Genomic DNA, 15,098 nt, shown 5'->3' with positions numbered 1-15,098 from the left:
TTTAACTATCACATTATTGATTGGAGGCGATATGCGCTCGTCTAATACGGTAAAAAGCATTAAGAAACTCAGCGGCGCACTGGTGGGCATTCCACCGCGTCATATCAATTTTCAATTTCCGGATTCCATTCCAAAGTATTTTTATGCTGGAAATGCCACAGCAACGACTTTCTTTGCCATGCTCTCCGGTTTTTTCCCACCTGGTGAACGCTATTTCATGGAGTCCGTTAGACACTTTCGTGGTCAGGTTAAGGACGAATCTCTACGGGCGGCCATATCGGGCTTCATGGGGCAGGAGGCCATTCACGGACGAGAGCACGACAGGCTGAACCAGATTCTCGCCGAGTACGGCTATGACATGCAGTCGCCAGATCGGTTTGTCAAAATTGGCTTGGCCATACTAGAGAAGTTGCCGCCGAGCACTCGGCTAGCCGCCACCACGTTTATGGAGCACTTTACTGCGCTTCTCGCCGAGCAGCTGCTTGAAGACGAGAATTTTGTACGCCAGGCAGACCCTGAAATGCTCAAAATATGGCAGTGGCATGCGCTCGAAGAGCTGGAACACAAATCTGTTGCCTACGACGTATATGAGCTTATTGGTAACAGCCGTACAGAGCGCGTGGCTGCAGCCCTCGCCTCGATGGTCGTCTTGCTGCCGATGCTGGGCATCACCTGGAGCTGGATGCTTGTCAAAGACGGCCAGCTCGGCAACATCAGCGATAATGTTAAAGGTCTGAATATTTTGCTAGGTCGTAACGGGTTTGTATCGCAAATCCTTTCGCGCCTTCCTGAGTTCATTCAGCCGGATTTCCACCCTGATCAACATGACACCAAAGGGCTGGAAAAACTGTGGCGTGAGAAGTTGTTCGCTGAAGGTGGCCAACTGCATGAGCTGTATAGCAATCCGGCGGCATAATAATGCTCAAGGGGGTTTAGGGAACCTCTGAATAGTTGACGACTCTGTCACCACCGTTTGCTAAAAGACACACAAAAAAATGCCGGAATTGCTTCCATGCAACTCCGGCATTACACCTTTTATCATAGCTTTTCTCTAGCCGATCTTTATTGCGCATCCTCTAGAATGAATTGTGCCGCTCGCTCGCCAATCATCATACATGGCGCGTTCGTATTACCACTGATCAACAGTGGCATGATCGAGGCATCGGCGACACGCAACCCCTTCACACCGTTTACCCGCAGACGGACATCCACCACCGCTTTTTCATCACTACCCATTCGGCAAGTGCCGACGGGATGGTAGATTGTTTCAGCGCGCTGGCGAATATCCGCGTCAATCTGGTCATCACTCTCCACGCTGGAAGCCGGTTCGTCATCACCGCCAAAAGCAGAGCTGAAAGAATGACTGTGAAACACTTTTCTGGCTAGTTTCACGCCTTCACGGAGCACAAGAATATCGTCAGGATGAGAAAGATAGTTTGGGTCTATCAAAGGCGCAGCAAATGGATCGCTATTGGCCAATCGAATCTGTCCTCGACTCTTAGGCCTGAGTTGGCACACATGAATCGTACAACCAAACCCTGGCGTCAACTGACGTCCATGATCTCGAAGATAAGCCGGTAAAAAGTGTAGCTGAGCATCCGGACGATCCGGCTCGCTGAGCAGGCTGACAAAAGCCCCTGCTTCCGCCGCGTTACTGGCAAGAAAGCCGCGCCGATGACGAAAATACTGGTAGAAGGCACTAATCAGCCGAGGTATAAAAAACGGTGACATGCCGATTGATTGACGGCTTTTGTCCTTGATCATGACGGTCATATCAAGGTGATCTTGAAGGTTCTCCCCAACTTCCGGCGAGTCTTGCAAACAGGTGATGCCGATTTTCGATAGGTGCTCTCGCTCTCCAATACCCGACAACATCAGCAACTGAGGGGTATTGATCGCCCCACCGGACAGGATGACTTCTTTGTTCGTACGAATGACCGATTGAGCACCATCACTATCACAAATTTCGACGCCAATCGCCCTGCCGCAATCCAGTAACACCTTGGTTACCTGCACATCCGTCATGATGTGCAAGTTATCGCGGCCACGTGCAGGATCCAGGAAAGCACGCGCGGCACTCCACCGGCGCCCTTCTTTTTGTGTTACCTGAAACCGGCCAAAGCCTTTCTGTTCCGGCCCGTTAAAATCATCGTTTCGGGTATAACCCAGCTCTTCACCGGACTTAATAAACAGCGGGGTTAACGGGTTAACATCCCTGACTCGGGTAACATTCAGTGGCCCACCCACACCATGCCAATTGTCAGCGGAGTATTGTTCATTGTTTTCATGTGCATTGAATACCGGCTGCACATCTTTCCACGCCCACCCTGTTGCGCCTTGCGCTGCCCAGTCATCATAGTCTTGTTGTTGGCCTCGAATGTAGACCATGGCATTGATTGAGCTGCTGCCCCCCAGTGTTTTTCCTCGCGGCCAGTAGAGGCGCCTTTTATTAAGGTGACTTTGTGGCGCGGTGTCGTAGCCCCAGTTTCGCTTTCCTTGTTTAATTAGACCGATGAGTCCAAACGGAATATTAATAAAACCGCTATTATCGTGGGGGCCGGCCTCAATAAGACAAACGGAATACTTGCCGCACTCGCTTAACCGGTTGGCAAGAACACAGCCCGAAGAGCCCGCCCCCACGACGATAAAATCAAACGACTTCATTTTGCTTCTCCCCCGCCTGAATAAACCGTGACATGTGGTGCTCTCGGTCGCCATGACTCAATGATGCATGTGTCACCAGACGGAAGTAATGGCCAATGTTCAGCTCTTCCGTAACACCAACGCCACCATGGATCTGGATACCTTGCTGAGTGATACCAACGGCCCGGTTTGCGTAGTAAGCCTTTGCCGCCGCTGTCGCGCGCCCGCGCTCACCGACGTTTGCGCTCTCTCCTTTTACTGACACCATCAAGAGCATGGATTCCAGCTGCTGGAGATCAATAAACGCATCAACAAGGTAGTGCTGGATTACCTGAAAACTGCCAATCGTTCTACCAAACTGTTTACGCGTTCGAGCGTATTCCAGAGTGGCCTGATACACCTCTCGGCAGGCGCCGTACATACGTGCGCAGTCCAATGCGCACAGATAATCGAACCAGGCAGAAACCGCTTGCTTTGCCGCATCACCACGACACAAAACCATTTCGTCTGTGATGAGCACATCATCAAGCGTCAAACTGGCAGCACGGCTTCCATCGAGCAGTCGATATCTTTCAACGTCACAGGCGTCGAAAGGTAGCGCGACAATGACCAACTCATCACCAGACATAGCGGAGACGAGCACGGCGTCTGCAACGCCACCATCAGACACAACGTGCTTCTGCCCGGAAAGTCGTTCTCCGTTTAGCCTCAAGGAAGGGTTCAGCACGTGATAACCGGCATGCCGGTCATAAAGACCGCAAGCCACACGTGCCTCACCAGCAATAATGCGATCAAGCAACGCCAAGGATGTTGGCGTATTGGCGAACTCCAATAACTTGCCGGGGGAAACAATTAAATCGACAAAAGGGTCAAGACAAAGCGCGGCTCCTAACTCCTGAACAATGGCGCACACGTCAAGCAATGAGCCGCCATACCCTCCAACAGATTCAGCAAACGGAAGGCCAAACCAACCCAAATCATTCATGGCCTGCCAGCGATTCGCTTCAAGGTGATTACTCTCATTCAACTGTGCAATGTAGGTGTCAAATGAATAGTTGTCTTTAAGATAACGGCGCGCGGTATCCGCAATCATGGTGGTATTTTCGGGTAACTTGAAATCCATTTTTCACCTCACAATCCGAGCAACATCTTCGCCAACACGTTTTTCTGGATCTCGTTAGATCCACCATAGATGGTGCACGCACGCAGGAAGTTATAGCGGCGACTGGCCTGATTAAAAATTTGCTCCCCAATGGGCTCCTCGTTATCCCATGGCAAAGACATCAAACCTCCGATTTCCACCATCGCTTGGGAAACCCTTTGCTGTAGTTCCGTGCCTTTGATTTTCAGTCCTGACGATTCTGGGCCGAACGGCTTGCCTTCATCTGTGGCAGCAACGGTGCGAAAGTTGGTGTATTCCAGTGCCATAAGATCGACTTCCAAGCCAGCCAACCGACGCACCGCCAACTGCTTATCTGTTTCCGTTGGTAGCGCATCGATAGCACTTTTAAGGCGATTGATTTCGTAGTGAATATCCGCCACACCGGCAATGGTGGTGCGTTCGTGGGTAAGAAGAAACTTGGCAATGGTCCACCCCATTCCTTCTTGACCCACCAAATTTTCCACAGGCACTTTCACGTCGGTAAAATAGACTTCGTTAAGGTGATGATGCCCATCAATTGAATAAATCGGCCGTACTTCAAGCCCGGGGGTTTTCATATCGATCAGCAGGAATGAAATACCCTGCTGCTGTTTCACGGTGCTATCCGTTCGCACCAAGCAAAACATCATGTCTGCCCAATGGGCCTGTGTCGTCCAGATTTTTTGACCATTAACCAAATAATGGTCGCCATTACGCGTGGCTCGCGTTTTTAACGAGGCCAGATCTGAGCCCGCATTGGGCTCAGAATAACCTTGGCACCATAGCGTTTCGCCACGCTGAATGCCGGGCAACCACCGTTCCTTCTGTGCTTCAGAACCAAAGGTATATAACACCGGCCCAACCATGGCCACACCAAAAGGACTTGTTGGCGGAGCCCCTGCCGAGGCGCGTTCCTGATCGAAAATATACCGCTGGGTTGCGCTCCACCCTGGGCCACCAAATTGTTCTGGCCAAGTAGACGTGAGCCAACCTTGACTGCCCAGCAAACGCTCCCATCGTTGCTGCATATTCTTGTCTGGCATCGCTCCTCGGGCAGTACAGCGCCGAATATCATCAGGCACATTTTCCTTCATCCACTGCCGGATACTCTTACGAAATTCTTTTTCGTCATTACTGAAATCCAGATTCATGGAAGCCTCCAAGCCAATAAATTTCGCAATACAAGGTCATCAATTACTCAATTAACCTGTTTACCGTTGCTCTCCCAAAAGGGGGCTCGCAGTTCGTTTTTCAGCACCTTACCTGCCCCACTCACCGGCAACGACTCTGCCTTAAAATCAACGCTACGAGGCACTTTGTAACCTGCAATTCTTTCACGGCAATGTTCGATAATCTCTGCCTCACTGGCGTGCTCTCCTTCACGCAGCACCACGATTGCATGCACAGCTTCACCCCAGCGTTCATCGGGAATACCAATTACCGCGCACTCCTGTACCGCAGGATGGCTATAAATGGCACCTTCAACTTCAACAGAGAAAATATTTTCTCCACCGCTGATTACCATGTCCTTGGCTCGATCAACGATGAAGACAAATCCATCCTCGTCCATGTAGCCAAGGTCGCCGGTATGTAGCCAACCATTGCGCAAGGTATCAGCGGTTGTTGATTCCATTCCCCAGTAACCCAACATGACGTTTGGTCCCCGCGCACATATTTCGCCAACCGTACCTTGAGATACCACCTGATCATTTTCATCAAGCACCACCACCTCCACACCCAGTGCTGCGCGACCGGCGCTACGTAATTTTTCTCCGCCGGGAATGTGATGTTCTGGCCCGAGTGAGGTAATGATTGGGGAGGCTTCGGTCTGGCCATAGCCCTGAGCAAATGACACTGTCGGCATTTGTTCCATAGCACTAATCAATACCGCCTCTGGCATTGGCGAGGCGCCATACAGCATGCGTTTTATGCTGCTGACATCGTAATTGGCGATGCGCCCAGATGAGGCTAGAAGATTGACCATGGTCGGCACCAACAGGGTGTTCGTGACTTTCTCCTGCTCAATGAAAGCCAGCACTTCATCAACATCAAAGCGAGGAACAATGCCATGTGTCCCCGCAGCCAGTGTCACGGCAAACGTGCTGGCCATATCAGCCAAGTGGAACATGGGCCCGGCATGCATATATATGGTGTCACTGTCATAGCCCATCTCGGCAACCACGTTTAGGGCATTGAATACCAGGTTGTCATGACTCAGCATCACGCCTTTTGACCGCCCAGTGGTACCACCGGTATAAAACAGCCCCGCCAGATCGTCACCGCCAGCATTGGCGTCACGGATTCGATCGGCGTTGGCGACAAGGGATTCATAATCAATACACCCTTGTGGACACTCACCCTCACCCATGAAGACAACATGCTTGATAGACTCAAGCTGTGGCTGTAGGGATGGCAGCAATGCTGCAAAGGTGTCATCAACGAAAAGCACTTTAGAACCTGAGTCATTCAAGGTATAGGCGATTTCAGGTGGTGCGAGCCGAATATTGACGGGATTCACTGCCGCACCGGCCCACGGCACTGCATAGAAATACTCCAGGTAGCGATCGCTGTTTAATGCCAGTATGGCAACCCTGTCACCCGCATTGACGCCCAGACTTAGCAACCCGTTAGCAAGGCATGCGATACGGTCTTCAAACTCTCGCCAGGTTTGCCGCCGACCAGCAAAAACGGTAGCCGTACCTTGGCCGTTTAATTGAACCGCACGGCGCAAAGTCTGTGAAATATACATAACAGAACTCCTCTATTGAGGCAGAAAAGGAAGGGGGGAGGGTTGTTTATAGATTGGATTAGCTGGAAGCGAAGGCTCTCTTATAAATGAAGCGACCTCGGGAAACCTGGGCGCCATCAAGAAACACATCCACAACAACCACAATGAAGCGCTTTCCTTCACGAATAATGTTCGGCTTGGCCACCAACGTACCCGCAAAGGCCGGGCGCAAATAATCCAGAGTCATACTTGAACATACTGGCTTATTTTGTTCAGTCTGATTCGCTGTTAAGTGCGCGCCAGCAACAAGCTCCGCGAAGCTTGCGATAATACCGCCATGAAAAGTCTTGATCAGAGGGTTGCCAATGTGCTGCTCGCGAAACGGCATTTTATAGGTTGCTTCGCCATTATCGTCCGAAGCCGTCATACCAAGAAATTTTTCGTATGGTGATACATCGCCGACCACAGTAGAGAGAGCGGTTACCCTTTCTGTTTCGAAGCTGATGATTCCTTCATCATCGATTGTTTTTTTCTTGGAGGGGGCTCTCTTATTGCTAGGATTCACAGATTGATCAAAGGACGGGCCTGCCGTTCCTATCGCAAAACTGCCTGATACCGACGCCAGCAAATTGCCGCCATCACGCCCAAATGCCTCTCCACGGACATAAGCAATATTTTCTTCAACTGCAAAACAGGTGACATTACATGCCACCCCTTCGCCAGCCTCGGGTTTAGCGATGAAATCAACGCGCAAGTCAATTGTCGCAATTGGGCGCATGTCGCCGAGGCGCACAAAAATCGCCAAACCACATGCCGTATCAAGCAAGGTAGCGATGGCTCCCCGATGAAGCTTTCCCTGTTGATCACAAACCTCTTCCACACAAGGCATGCTCATTACCGCGCCATCTTTGGTAATGTCATCCATTGCGATACCAAAAACCCTGAACAACGGATGCCCTGAACCAAAAAAAGCCTTTGCGGCAAGCAGTTCTCTCGGGAGTGATGTCTCAGCTGTCATAGTTAGCAACTTTTTATCAGAATGTTGAAGCGGCATCCGCATACCGGGTCTCTGCAACACGCACAGATTCAATGGCGTCCGTTATTGCCTCTTCAGGGAATGTTTCACTTTCGGACCCCTTTCGCAGACAATCAGCCAGAGCGGACCATGCCGCAGCACTCGTGCGCATCAACTCGACCAAGCCTGCCTCATGTATTTCAGGAACAATTTCACTCGCTTCATCGAGAAATTCTGAATACATCGCTCTAAAGCCGCTGCCCCCCGTTCCACGCTTCTCGATCACTTGATAGGCGAAACGGAGCAACCATTGCCATTTATCCACTGCCTTCCAGCGAGGAAGTTCCTGGATCCAAGTTGTTAGCGCTTGAATACCGTGATTCCTGCTTCCTTGCAGGAGATTATCTGCATTCTTCACAATCGCACTGCGCACGTTATCGGCAGACACCTGAACCGAAACACTTTCGGGTGCGAACAATGAACCATGATGGATAAAGGGTGGCGACAAGGAGAATCTGGCTTCAACCAACTTGTCACGAGGCACCTCTAAAAGCCCTGGGCGCTCGGTATCGCTAACGAGCATCGTCTCGCCCTTCTCGGCTCGCTGCCAGGCGACGATGGCGTGACCGGGGAAATGTGTACTGCTCTTGAAATAAGGAAGGTAAAAAATATCAGTTAAGAGAAGCGCAGGCCGCCCCGCATCAAGATGGGCATCCAGCGCATCGGCGGCAGCACATTTATCTTGCCAAGTTTCCCAGCGAAACGGCACGCCCAGTGTAGAGAACACCGTTTCCTCAAATCCCATTGAACGGACATGGACAATAAACGGGGTGTCCGTGCCTGGTATTTCCACATAAGTAATACCAAGCCCGGCACCCAGCCCGAAGCAGAAAGCTTCCGTCAAATTAAGCCCATGAAACTCCAGCAGGTCTCTGATAGCTGAACTGCCACAGTGACGCCCAGGCCGATGTGTATGAGGAACATCGACGGTACTGGGGACATCCTGCTTGTCTCCATGCATCAGGCTGCCTCACTCACTGGAGCCGGACCGTAAATGGTTTCCGATGCCCGCATCGGATCTCCATGAGTCTCATACTCCGCCAACCACGCGGCAACCTTCTCAGGCATACCGGTATCCCAAGGGTGAAATCCAGGGCGGAACCAAGCGAGGAAATCAGGCAGCATGCCTGTGAGAATACCTTTTCGCCCATAAAGCTTGTTCAGGCCTCGCAGAATCACACCAGGCTGGCGCGTTACGCCATCAAGCTTGAGCATATTCCAAAATACTGGAGCCACGACAAGGTGAACCATCAGGGTCGCAACCACCAACGCAGACGCGCGCGTCAAGTAGCCTCCACCTGCTGCGCCCTGATAAAGATCATAGGCCACGGCCTTGTGCTCTACTTCTTCGACCCCGTGCCACAGAAATAGCGCTCTCATGACGGGGTCAGCCTCGCTAAACATCTCGCTCTTCTCGCTGACCATGGTTTCGCCCAGGGTTGCCGTAAAGTGCTCAAACGCCGCCGTCATGGCGAGCTGATACTTCTTCGGCAGGTACTTTTGTGTGGTGCGAATAAAGGTCCTTAGATTCGCAGTGACCTTATCCACATCCACGCCCTGGCTGGCCATCACATCGTTGAAACGATCATGGACAATCCCGTGCTGACCTTCCTGGCGAATAAAGTGACGAATATCCTCGCTCAGCTGATCATCTGTCACTTGATCCTTGAAGTTACGCACTGACTGGATAAAGAAGCGCTCCCCCTCCGGGAAATGCACTGAGAGGGCATCAAAGAAGCGGGTCAGCACGGGGTCACCGCCATTCCAGTGCCGTGGCACTGACGAGACATCAAAAGCGACTTTGCGCGGCTGAATTGATACAGAACTCATAATTCCTCCAAATAAACAGGCTGTCTACGTAGTGACATCCCTTGATCTTATTTGGCTGAACAACCAAATGTCAATAACCTTAGGTCGCAAGTCTCCTCTGTGAAGCAGTCATTATGCATAAAGCTGCATTTAAATGGTTTTGGAAGTGTGGTCCGACCATGGAAGATACGCTGTATAAAATTGAATCGGTGTGCTGTTTTTCGAATATTTATCTTTCCCGGAATGCCGATGAAACTTCCACCTTGAACTTTCGATGCCTGCGGGATGAGCTGAATCTGTGCAAGATTCTAGTTATTGCAATATCCAGAATCGCAAAGAAAGAAGCGCAAGACTAAGTGATTTATCGCTGAACGTTCTGGAATGCAATCCACGACGAGGAAGACAGCACAGCAATGCGAGACCAGCAAACCAGCGCGCGAACTAACGTGAACATACATTCCGGGTGATTAAAGGTATCTTCGGCTACAGAAAGGTGCCACCTTGGCCAAGCCTAGAATACCAACAGGCTATATACCTTGGCGGGGCCAATAACCTGTTCGGAGTGAAACGGGAGCTGCCGCGCCTGATTGCTGCTTTTCTTGAGCATCATAAAACCGAAAAATGCACGATATTCAGGCCCGCCCTAACTCGTATGAGAATTCACCAAGCAGGTGCTGTCGAGAAGATGAGAGGCATGTTAGGCCGCAGCTCACCAACATCGGCCAACTAAATAGAGAAGAGCGATCGGCGTAGTATCGAACTATCCAAATACTACACAGAAACTTCAACTACCCGCATGAAGAGAAATGCGGCCACTATCCCAGATTTTTTCAACCATATATCACCTCTATGAAGCCAGGAAGGAATGGCCTTCCTGACCCTGTCTCATGGAGGTTTCATGATCATTCAATGTCCGTCCTGCCGTTCCATCCGCGTTGTCGCCCTGCAGAATGGCCGCAAGGTCGGCGGCTCTGTAGGCACGGTTGCAGGTGCCGCCAGCGGCATTGCCATGGCTAGCAGCGGTGCTCGCGTGGGCGCTACGGTCGGCCTGGCGTTTGGCCCTGCCGGGTCCGCCATCGGCGGTATCGCCGGTGCCGTGTTTGGCGGTTTGGCTGGCGGCGTGGCCGGTGGTGAAGCTGGTGCTGCGCTGGGCGCCAAGCTCGACGAGACCTATCTCGACAACCTGGAATGCCTGGATTGCGGACACAGCTTCCGCCTCGATGCCGAGTAAGTCCCACTCTCCCCTTACCACTCACACACCCCTGAAGCCCGCCCAGTGCGGGCTTCTTTATGCCGCTATGGAGGCCTGGATGGATATTCCCACTTTCGTAAAGAACGAGCAGGGCCTGTACCACGTACAGGGCTGCGTTAAGCCTGAGGAAATTGTCAGTACGGCGGCCACCATTCTTCTGGATGAGCTGACCGGTCGGGAGGCGCTAACCACTCCCACCGATGTCGCCCAGTTCCTGCAGATGGCCCTGGCCCAGAAGAAGAACGAGGTCTTCGCGGCCATCTTCCTCAACAACAAGCATAAGGTGCTCAGTTTCGAGCCCTTGTTCAACGGCACCATTGATGGCGCGGCGGTGTACCCCCGTGTGGTGGTACAGCAGGCCCTGGCCTGCAATGCCGCTGCCGTAATCTTCGCCCATAACCATCCCTCCGGGTGCTGTGAGCCCTCCCAGGCTGATCGCACCATCACTACCCGGCTCAAGGACGCTCTGGCCCTGATCGATGTGCGGGTCTTGGATCACTTCGTCGTGTCCCGCTCCGAGTGGGTCAGCTTAGCCCAGCGTGGCTGGCTCTGAGCCTTCACTCTTCGGCTTTTGCTCTACCACTGACTCAACCACCTCTTCTCATTCGTTAAGCCGCCCGTTTTGGGCTCATCGTTATTCTTGGAGATTTACCATGGCACATCTTGTCGAAAGCATGGCCTATGCAGGACGTACCCCCTGGCACGGGCTGGGCAACCAGCTCGCCGCCCAACAACCCCTCAATGTCTGGATGCAGGAAGCCGGCATGGACTGGGAGATCCGTGAGACCCCTGTTCGCTTCATTAGTAGCGAGGCCGGGGCTCTCGGGCAGATCTCATCCTTCCCGGATCAGAAGGTTCTGTTCCGCTCAGACAATCAGGCGCCTCTTTCGGTAGTGAGTAACCGCTTCAAGGTGGTTCAACCCCGGCAGATCCTGGAGTTCTACCGGGATCTCACCGAGCGCTCTGGTTTTGAGCTGGAAACCGCTGGCGTCCTTAAAGGGGGCCGCAAGCTGTGGGCACTGGCCCGCACCGGGCAAACAGGCTCCTTGGCAGGCAATGACCAGACCAACGGCTATGTGCTGCTGGCTACCGCCTGTGACGGCACCCTGGCTACCACTGCCCAGTTCACCAGCATCCGAGTGGTGTGTAACAACACCTTGGCGGTAGCTCTCAATGGCGCCGGCCAGGCGGTGAAGGTCCGCCACAACACCACCTTCGATGCCCAGGCTGTCAAGAAGCAGCTCGGGATCTCCGTCTCCGCCTGGGATGACTTCATGTATCGCCTGAAGGCCCTCAGCGAGCGGCGCATTACCCGCAAGACCGCCGAGAAGGTCATGCGCTCGGTCTTCACCGATGTGAACTACTCCTCTGGGGACATGCTGGTGAAGCCCAACGAACAGGCCATGAAGAAGGCCATGGCGTTGTATGACGGGGCCGGTCGCGGCGCGGAGTTGCCGTCAGCCAAGAACACGGCCTACGGCCTGCTCAATGCCGTCACCGAGTTCGTGGACCACGAACGTCGCGCCCGCAGTACCGACAACCGGCTGGATTCCGCCTGGTTCGGCAAGGGGGCCCAAATCAAGCAGCGGGCCCTGAGCCAGACCCTGGAACTGGTGGCCTGACTGATTCCCTACTCATTCTTTTCCCTCGACTAAAGCCCGACCCGCTCTGTGCCGGTCGGGCTTTTTATTGTTTGGAGCCTGACCATGACAGAACCTAATCACGATAACCGTGTGGGCCCGGAAGCCAGATGCTCTGCGCCTCCCCTCTCCCCGCATCTGGCCGCCATTTGGGGCGCCTTTCTCCATGAAGGGGTGATGCTGAACAAGGAGCGCGGTACCCGGCTTCTGGAGATCTGGGGTAATGGCTGTATCGAACTGATCAGCACCCTGTGTGACTTCATCCCCGATATCTGGAAACAGGTGCAACCCTACTGGTACGGCCCGCAAGGGTTTCCTGGGGTGTTCGAGTACGAGGTGGTGTCCATCCTGGGCGAACAGCTGGGCACCTATCTGCTCGAGAATGACGGCAATCTGCCACCCCATGACGACATCCAACAGATGATCACCGATCTGGTAGTCACCTTCTTCAGTCAAGGCGGCAGTCATGAGATCCCCTCGGATCAGACGCCCCAGACCCATCGGCTGATCAATCTCCATGATCGCTTTACCAAGCGGCTGACCCAACTGGAAGGAGGTCACTCATGAGTACACCCCGCGCTATCAAACCCTCATCCCGTCCGGCCCTGCGCCTGGTGTCCACCAAGGGCATGAACCGGGAACAGTGGCTCAAGGTCCGCAAGCAAGGTATCGGGGCCAGCGATGCCGCTGCGGCGGTGGGGCTCAACCCGTATCAGTCGCCCCTGGAGCTGTGGATGATCAAGACCGGTCGGGATGGCCTGTTACCAGCTCCTAATCCGGACGACATCCATACCCCGCTGTACTGGGGCAACCTGCTTGAACCCAAGGTGGCCGAGGCCTATGCCAAGGCGACGGGCAACAAGGTCCGGCGAGTGAATGCCGTGCTCCAGCACCCGGATGCGGACAAGTCCTGGATGCTGGCCAATCTGGATTATTCCGTTGTGGGCAATCCAGAGGTGCAGATCCTGGAATGCAAAACCACTGGCCTTAATGGCGCCAGGCTCTGGGCCGAGGGGGTACCGGAGTACATCCAGTGTCAGGTACAGCATCAGCTGGCCGTCACCGGCAAGCAGGCGGCGGACGTGGCGGTGCTGATCTGCGGGCAGGAATTGCAGATACACCGCATCGAGCGGGATGAAACCGTCATCAAGCAACTGATCGAGCTGGAGCGGGCATTTTGGCACTTGGTAGAAACCGATACACCACCCGACGCCGATGGCTCCGACTCCGCCGACCAGTCATTGCGAGCGCTCTACCCTCGTGATGATGGCGAAGCCCTGGATCTCATTGAAGACACCGCACTCAACGGCGACTTCAGTGAGATGCTGGATATCCGGGAACGCTTGGCCCGTCTGGCCGAACGGGAAGCCCGGCTCAAGCAACGCATCCAGCAACGCATGGGTGACGCCGCTCGGGCTTACTTCATCGACGGCCAGGTGAGCTGGAAGCGCAGCAAGGACAGTACGGTGCTCGATACTGACGCCCTGCTCAAGGCTCAGCCCGCGCTACTGCAGCAATTCCCCAAGCATCGGGCCGGCAGCCGCCGGTTCCTGGTCAAGGCCACCACCTGATCGTTCTCGCATCACCTCATTCAACACGCCAGCCTAAAAGCATAAACGCCGGGCCCTGCCCGGCGGCTGTGCGTTTTTTATAACAGGAGACTCCCATGATCAAAGGACTCGCCATTACTCCACCCGTAATTGGCCGTATCAGTATTGGCCGCATGGTGGAAAAGAACGGCAAGCGTCTGCCGGAGAAAGACGACCAATTCACCATTACTACCCAGATCCAGACCCGGGAGGGCTGGCTACCGCACCCACTGGATGAGGCTCTGCGCCAGGAGGGTCAGGGCAAGAAACTACGCAGCATTCCCGTCACCCTGCCCTTCAATGATCCGGACCTGAATCTGCGGGCGGAGTACACCTTCTTCGAGCGCAAGAGTGGCCGGCCCCTGTGCAGTGGCGACGGTGAGAGCTGTCGACGCCGCACCGACCAGGGCCTGGAACAACTGCCCTGCCCGTCACCCGACCTATGCGAATTCGGCGCCCACGATCTGTGCAAGCCCTACGGACGGCTGTATGTACGGATCGGGGAAGAGGATGAACTGGGCTGCTTCGTGTTCCGGACCACTGGCTACAACAGCATCCGCACCTTGGCGGCCCGGCTACGCTACTTCCACGCCATCAGTGGTGGCAACCTAGCCACCCTGCCTCTGGAATTGAAGCTACGCGGGAAGAGCACCACCCAGAGTCACCGGGCACCGATCTACTACGTGGATCTGACACTGCGCGCAGAGCAATCCATGGTGGAGGCCGTCAGCCACGCCAGGGAAGCGGCCAAGGTCAGGGAAAGCCAGGGCATTCACCAGGCAGAATTGGACAAGGTAGCCCATGCCGGCCTGCTCAACGCTCAGTTCGAATACTCGGAGGAGGAAGGGTTACAGGTTGTGGAGGAGTTCGTGCCGGAAGGCACTGCCCCACCCGGCAATGCTCAACCACAGCCCGTACAGGGACTCAGCCAGAAGCTGGCCGGGAAACAGGCAGGTTAATCAATCATGGCCAGCAGGCCTTTGCGACGTTTGGCAGTCAGACGCCGGTAGCCCTTGAGTAGTTGGGCTTCGGCGTCATTGCGTACCTGGGCGTCATACTTGGACTTCAGCTCTGAGGCACCCTCAACCTGATCGCCGCAGATCAGATGATCCAGCGATACACCGAGGACCGCCTTCAACTTCGGCAGTAAACGAAATCCGGGCGAATCACGGCCATTTTCCCAGGCGGATATCGTGGATTTGGTCACATGAAGCTCGTCGC

At 54.0% G+C, this 15,098-nt stretch carries 15 protein-coding genes; 7 read left to right on the top strand and 8 right to left on the bottom strand.

Annotation, left to right across the window (positions count from 1 at the left end; genetic code table 11):
- Nucleotides 1-31: 31 nt before the first annotated feature.
- The gene (locus Q0Y02_RS03515) at nt 32-916 is read left to right on the top strand and encodes a metal-dependent hydrolase (RefSeq protein ID WP_007149555.1); all 885 of its coding nucleotides are present in this window, start codon (nt 32-34) and stop codon (nt 914-916) included.
- A gap of 146 nt (nt 917-1,062) precedes the next feature.
- On the opposite strand, the gene Q0Y02_RS03510 is transcribed toward Q0Y02_RS03515, so the two are convergent.
- From Q0Y02_RS03510 to Q0Y02_RS03480, 7 genes are read right to left on the bottom strand one after another with little or no spacing between them, the layout of a single operon-like run.
- The gene (locus Q0Y02_RS03510; RefSeq protein ID WP_035248738.1) at nt 1,063-2,664 is read right to left on the bottom strand and encodes a GMC family oxidoreductase N-terminal domain-containing protein; all 1,602 of its coding nucleotides are present in this window, start codon (nt 2,662-2,664) and stop codon (nt 1,063-1,065) included.
- Nucleotides 2,651-3,766, bottom strand: coding sequence for an acyl-CoA dehydrogenase family protein (locus tag Q0Y02_RS03505; RefSeq protein ID WP_035248740.1), 1,116 nt, complete (start codon nt 3,764-3,766; stop codon nt 2,651-2,653). Before Q0Y02_RS03505 ends, Q0Y02_RS03510 begins: the two co-directional genes overlap by 14 nt.
- 8 nt (nt 3,767-3,774) lie before the next feature.
- Nucleotides 3,775-4,935, bottom strand: a complete 1,161-nt coding sequence (locus tag Q0Y02_RS03500) for an acyl-CoA dehydrogenase family protein (protein ID WP_007150215.1) — start codon at nt 4,933-4,935, stop codon at nt 3,775-3,777.
- A gap of 47 nt (nt 4,936-4,982) precedes the next feature.
- Complete coding sequence (locus Q0Y02_RS03495) at nt 4,983-6,533, bottom strand: long-chain-fatty-acid--CoA ligase (RefSeq protein WP_035248742.1); 1,551 nt, start codon at nt 6,531-6,533, stop codon at nt 4,983-4,985.
- 58 nt (nt 6,534-6,591) lie between these two features.
- The gene (locus tag Q0Y02_RS03490; RefSeq protein ID WP_231866193.1) at nt 6,592-7,572 is read right to left on the bottom strand and encodes a PaaI family thioesterase; all 981 of its coding nucleotides are present in this window, start codon (nt 7,570-7,572) and stop codon (nt 6,592-6,594) included.
- Nucleotides 7,547-8,548, bottom strand: coding sequence for a BtrH N-terminal domain-containing protein (locus tag Q0Y02_RS03485; RefSeq protein ID WP_052042942.1), 1,002 nt, complete (start codon nt 8,546-8,548; stop codon nt 7,547-7,549). The genes Q0Y02_RS03490 and Q0Y02_RS03485 overlap by 26 nt, the downstream gene beginning before the upstream one ends.
- Nucleotides 8,548-9,417, bottom strand: coding sequence for a metal-dependent hydrolase (locus tag Q0Y02_RS03480; RefSeq protein ID WP_035248744.1), 870 nt, complete (start codon nt 9,415-9,417; stop codon nt 8,548-8,550). Before Q0Y02_RS03480 ends, Q0Y02_RS03485 begins: the two co-directional genes overlap by 1 nt.
- Nucleotides 9,418-10,294: 877 nt before the next feature.
- Between Q0Y02_RS03480 and Q0Y02_RS03475 the strand changes: the two genes are divergently transcribed.
- The 6 genes from Q0Y02_RS03475 (at nt 10,295) to Q0Y02_RS03450 (ending at nt 14,836) form a co-directional block, all read left to right on the top strand.
- Nucleotides 10,295-10,627: a membrane protein gene (locus Q0Y02_RS03475; RefSeq protein ID WP_035248785.1), complete on the top strand. Its 333-nt coding sequence runs from the start codon at nt 10,295-10,297 to the stop codon at nt 10,625-10,627.
- 79 nt (nt 10,628-10,706) lie between these two features.
- Nucleotides 10,707-11,201, top strand: coding sequence for a DNA repair protein RadC (radC, locus tag Q0Y02_RS03470; protein WP_063508940.1), 495 nt, complete (start codon nt 10,707-10,709; stop codon nt 11,199-11,201).
- A gap of 100 nt (nt 11,202-11,301) precedes the next feature.
- Complete coding sequence (locus tag Q0Y02_RS03465; RefSeq protein ID WP_103917428.1) at nt 11,302-12,270, top strand: DUF932 domain-containing protein; 969 nt, start codon at nt 11,302-11,304, stop codon at nt 12,268-12,270.
- A gap of 84 nt (nt 12,271-12,354) precedes the next feature.
- On the top strand, nt 12,355-12,855 hold the full coding sequence (locus Q0Y02_RS03460) for a hypothetical protein (RefSeq protein ID WP_233192295.1): 501 nt from the start codon (nt 12,355-12,357) through the stop codon (nt 12,853-12,855).
- Nucleotides 12,852-13,859, top strand: a complete 1,008-nt coding sequence (locus tag Q0Y02_RS03455; RefSeq protein WP_062814933.1) for a lambda-exonuclease family protein — start codon at nt 12,852-12,854, stop codon at nt 13,857-13,859. The genes Q0Y02_RS03460 and Q0Y02_RS03455 overlap by 4 nt, the downstream gene beginning before the upstream one ends.
- Nucleotides 13,860-13,954: 95 nt before the next feature.
- Complete coding sequence (locus Q0Y02_RS03450) at nt 13,955-14,836, top strand: hypothetical protein (RefSeq protein WP_062814934.1); 882 nt, start codon at nt 13,955-13,957, stop codon at nt 14,834-14,836.
- On the opposite strand, the gene Q0Y02_RS03445 is transcribed toward Q0Y02_RS03450, so the two are convergent.
- Nucleotides 14,833-15,098 (bottom strand): helix-turn-helix transcriptional regulator (locus tag Q0Y02_RS03445; protein WP_297764441.1); only part of this gene is annotated, 266 nt, incomplete at its 5' end. The two genes, Q0Y02_RS03450 and Q0Y02_RS03445, sit on opposite strands and share 4 nt — an antisense overlap.

Source organism: uncultured Alcanivorax sp. (assembly GCF_947258575.1).
GTDB lineage: Bacteria > Pseudomonadota > Gammaproteobacteria > Pseudomonadales > Alcanivoracaceae > Alcanivorax.
Note: the sequence above shows the minus strand (reverse complement) of the source record. Positions and strands in the feature narration are given on the sequence as shown.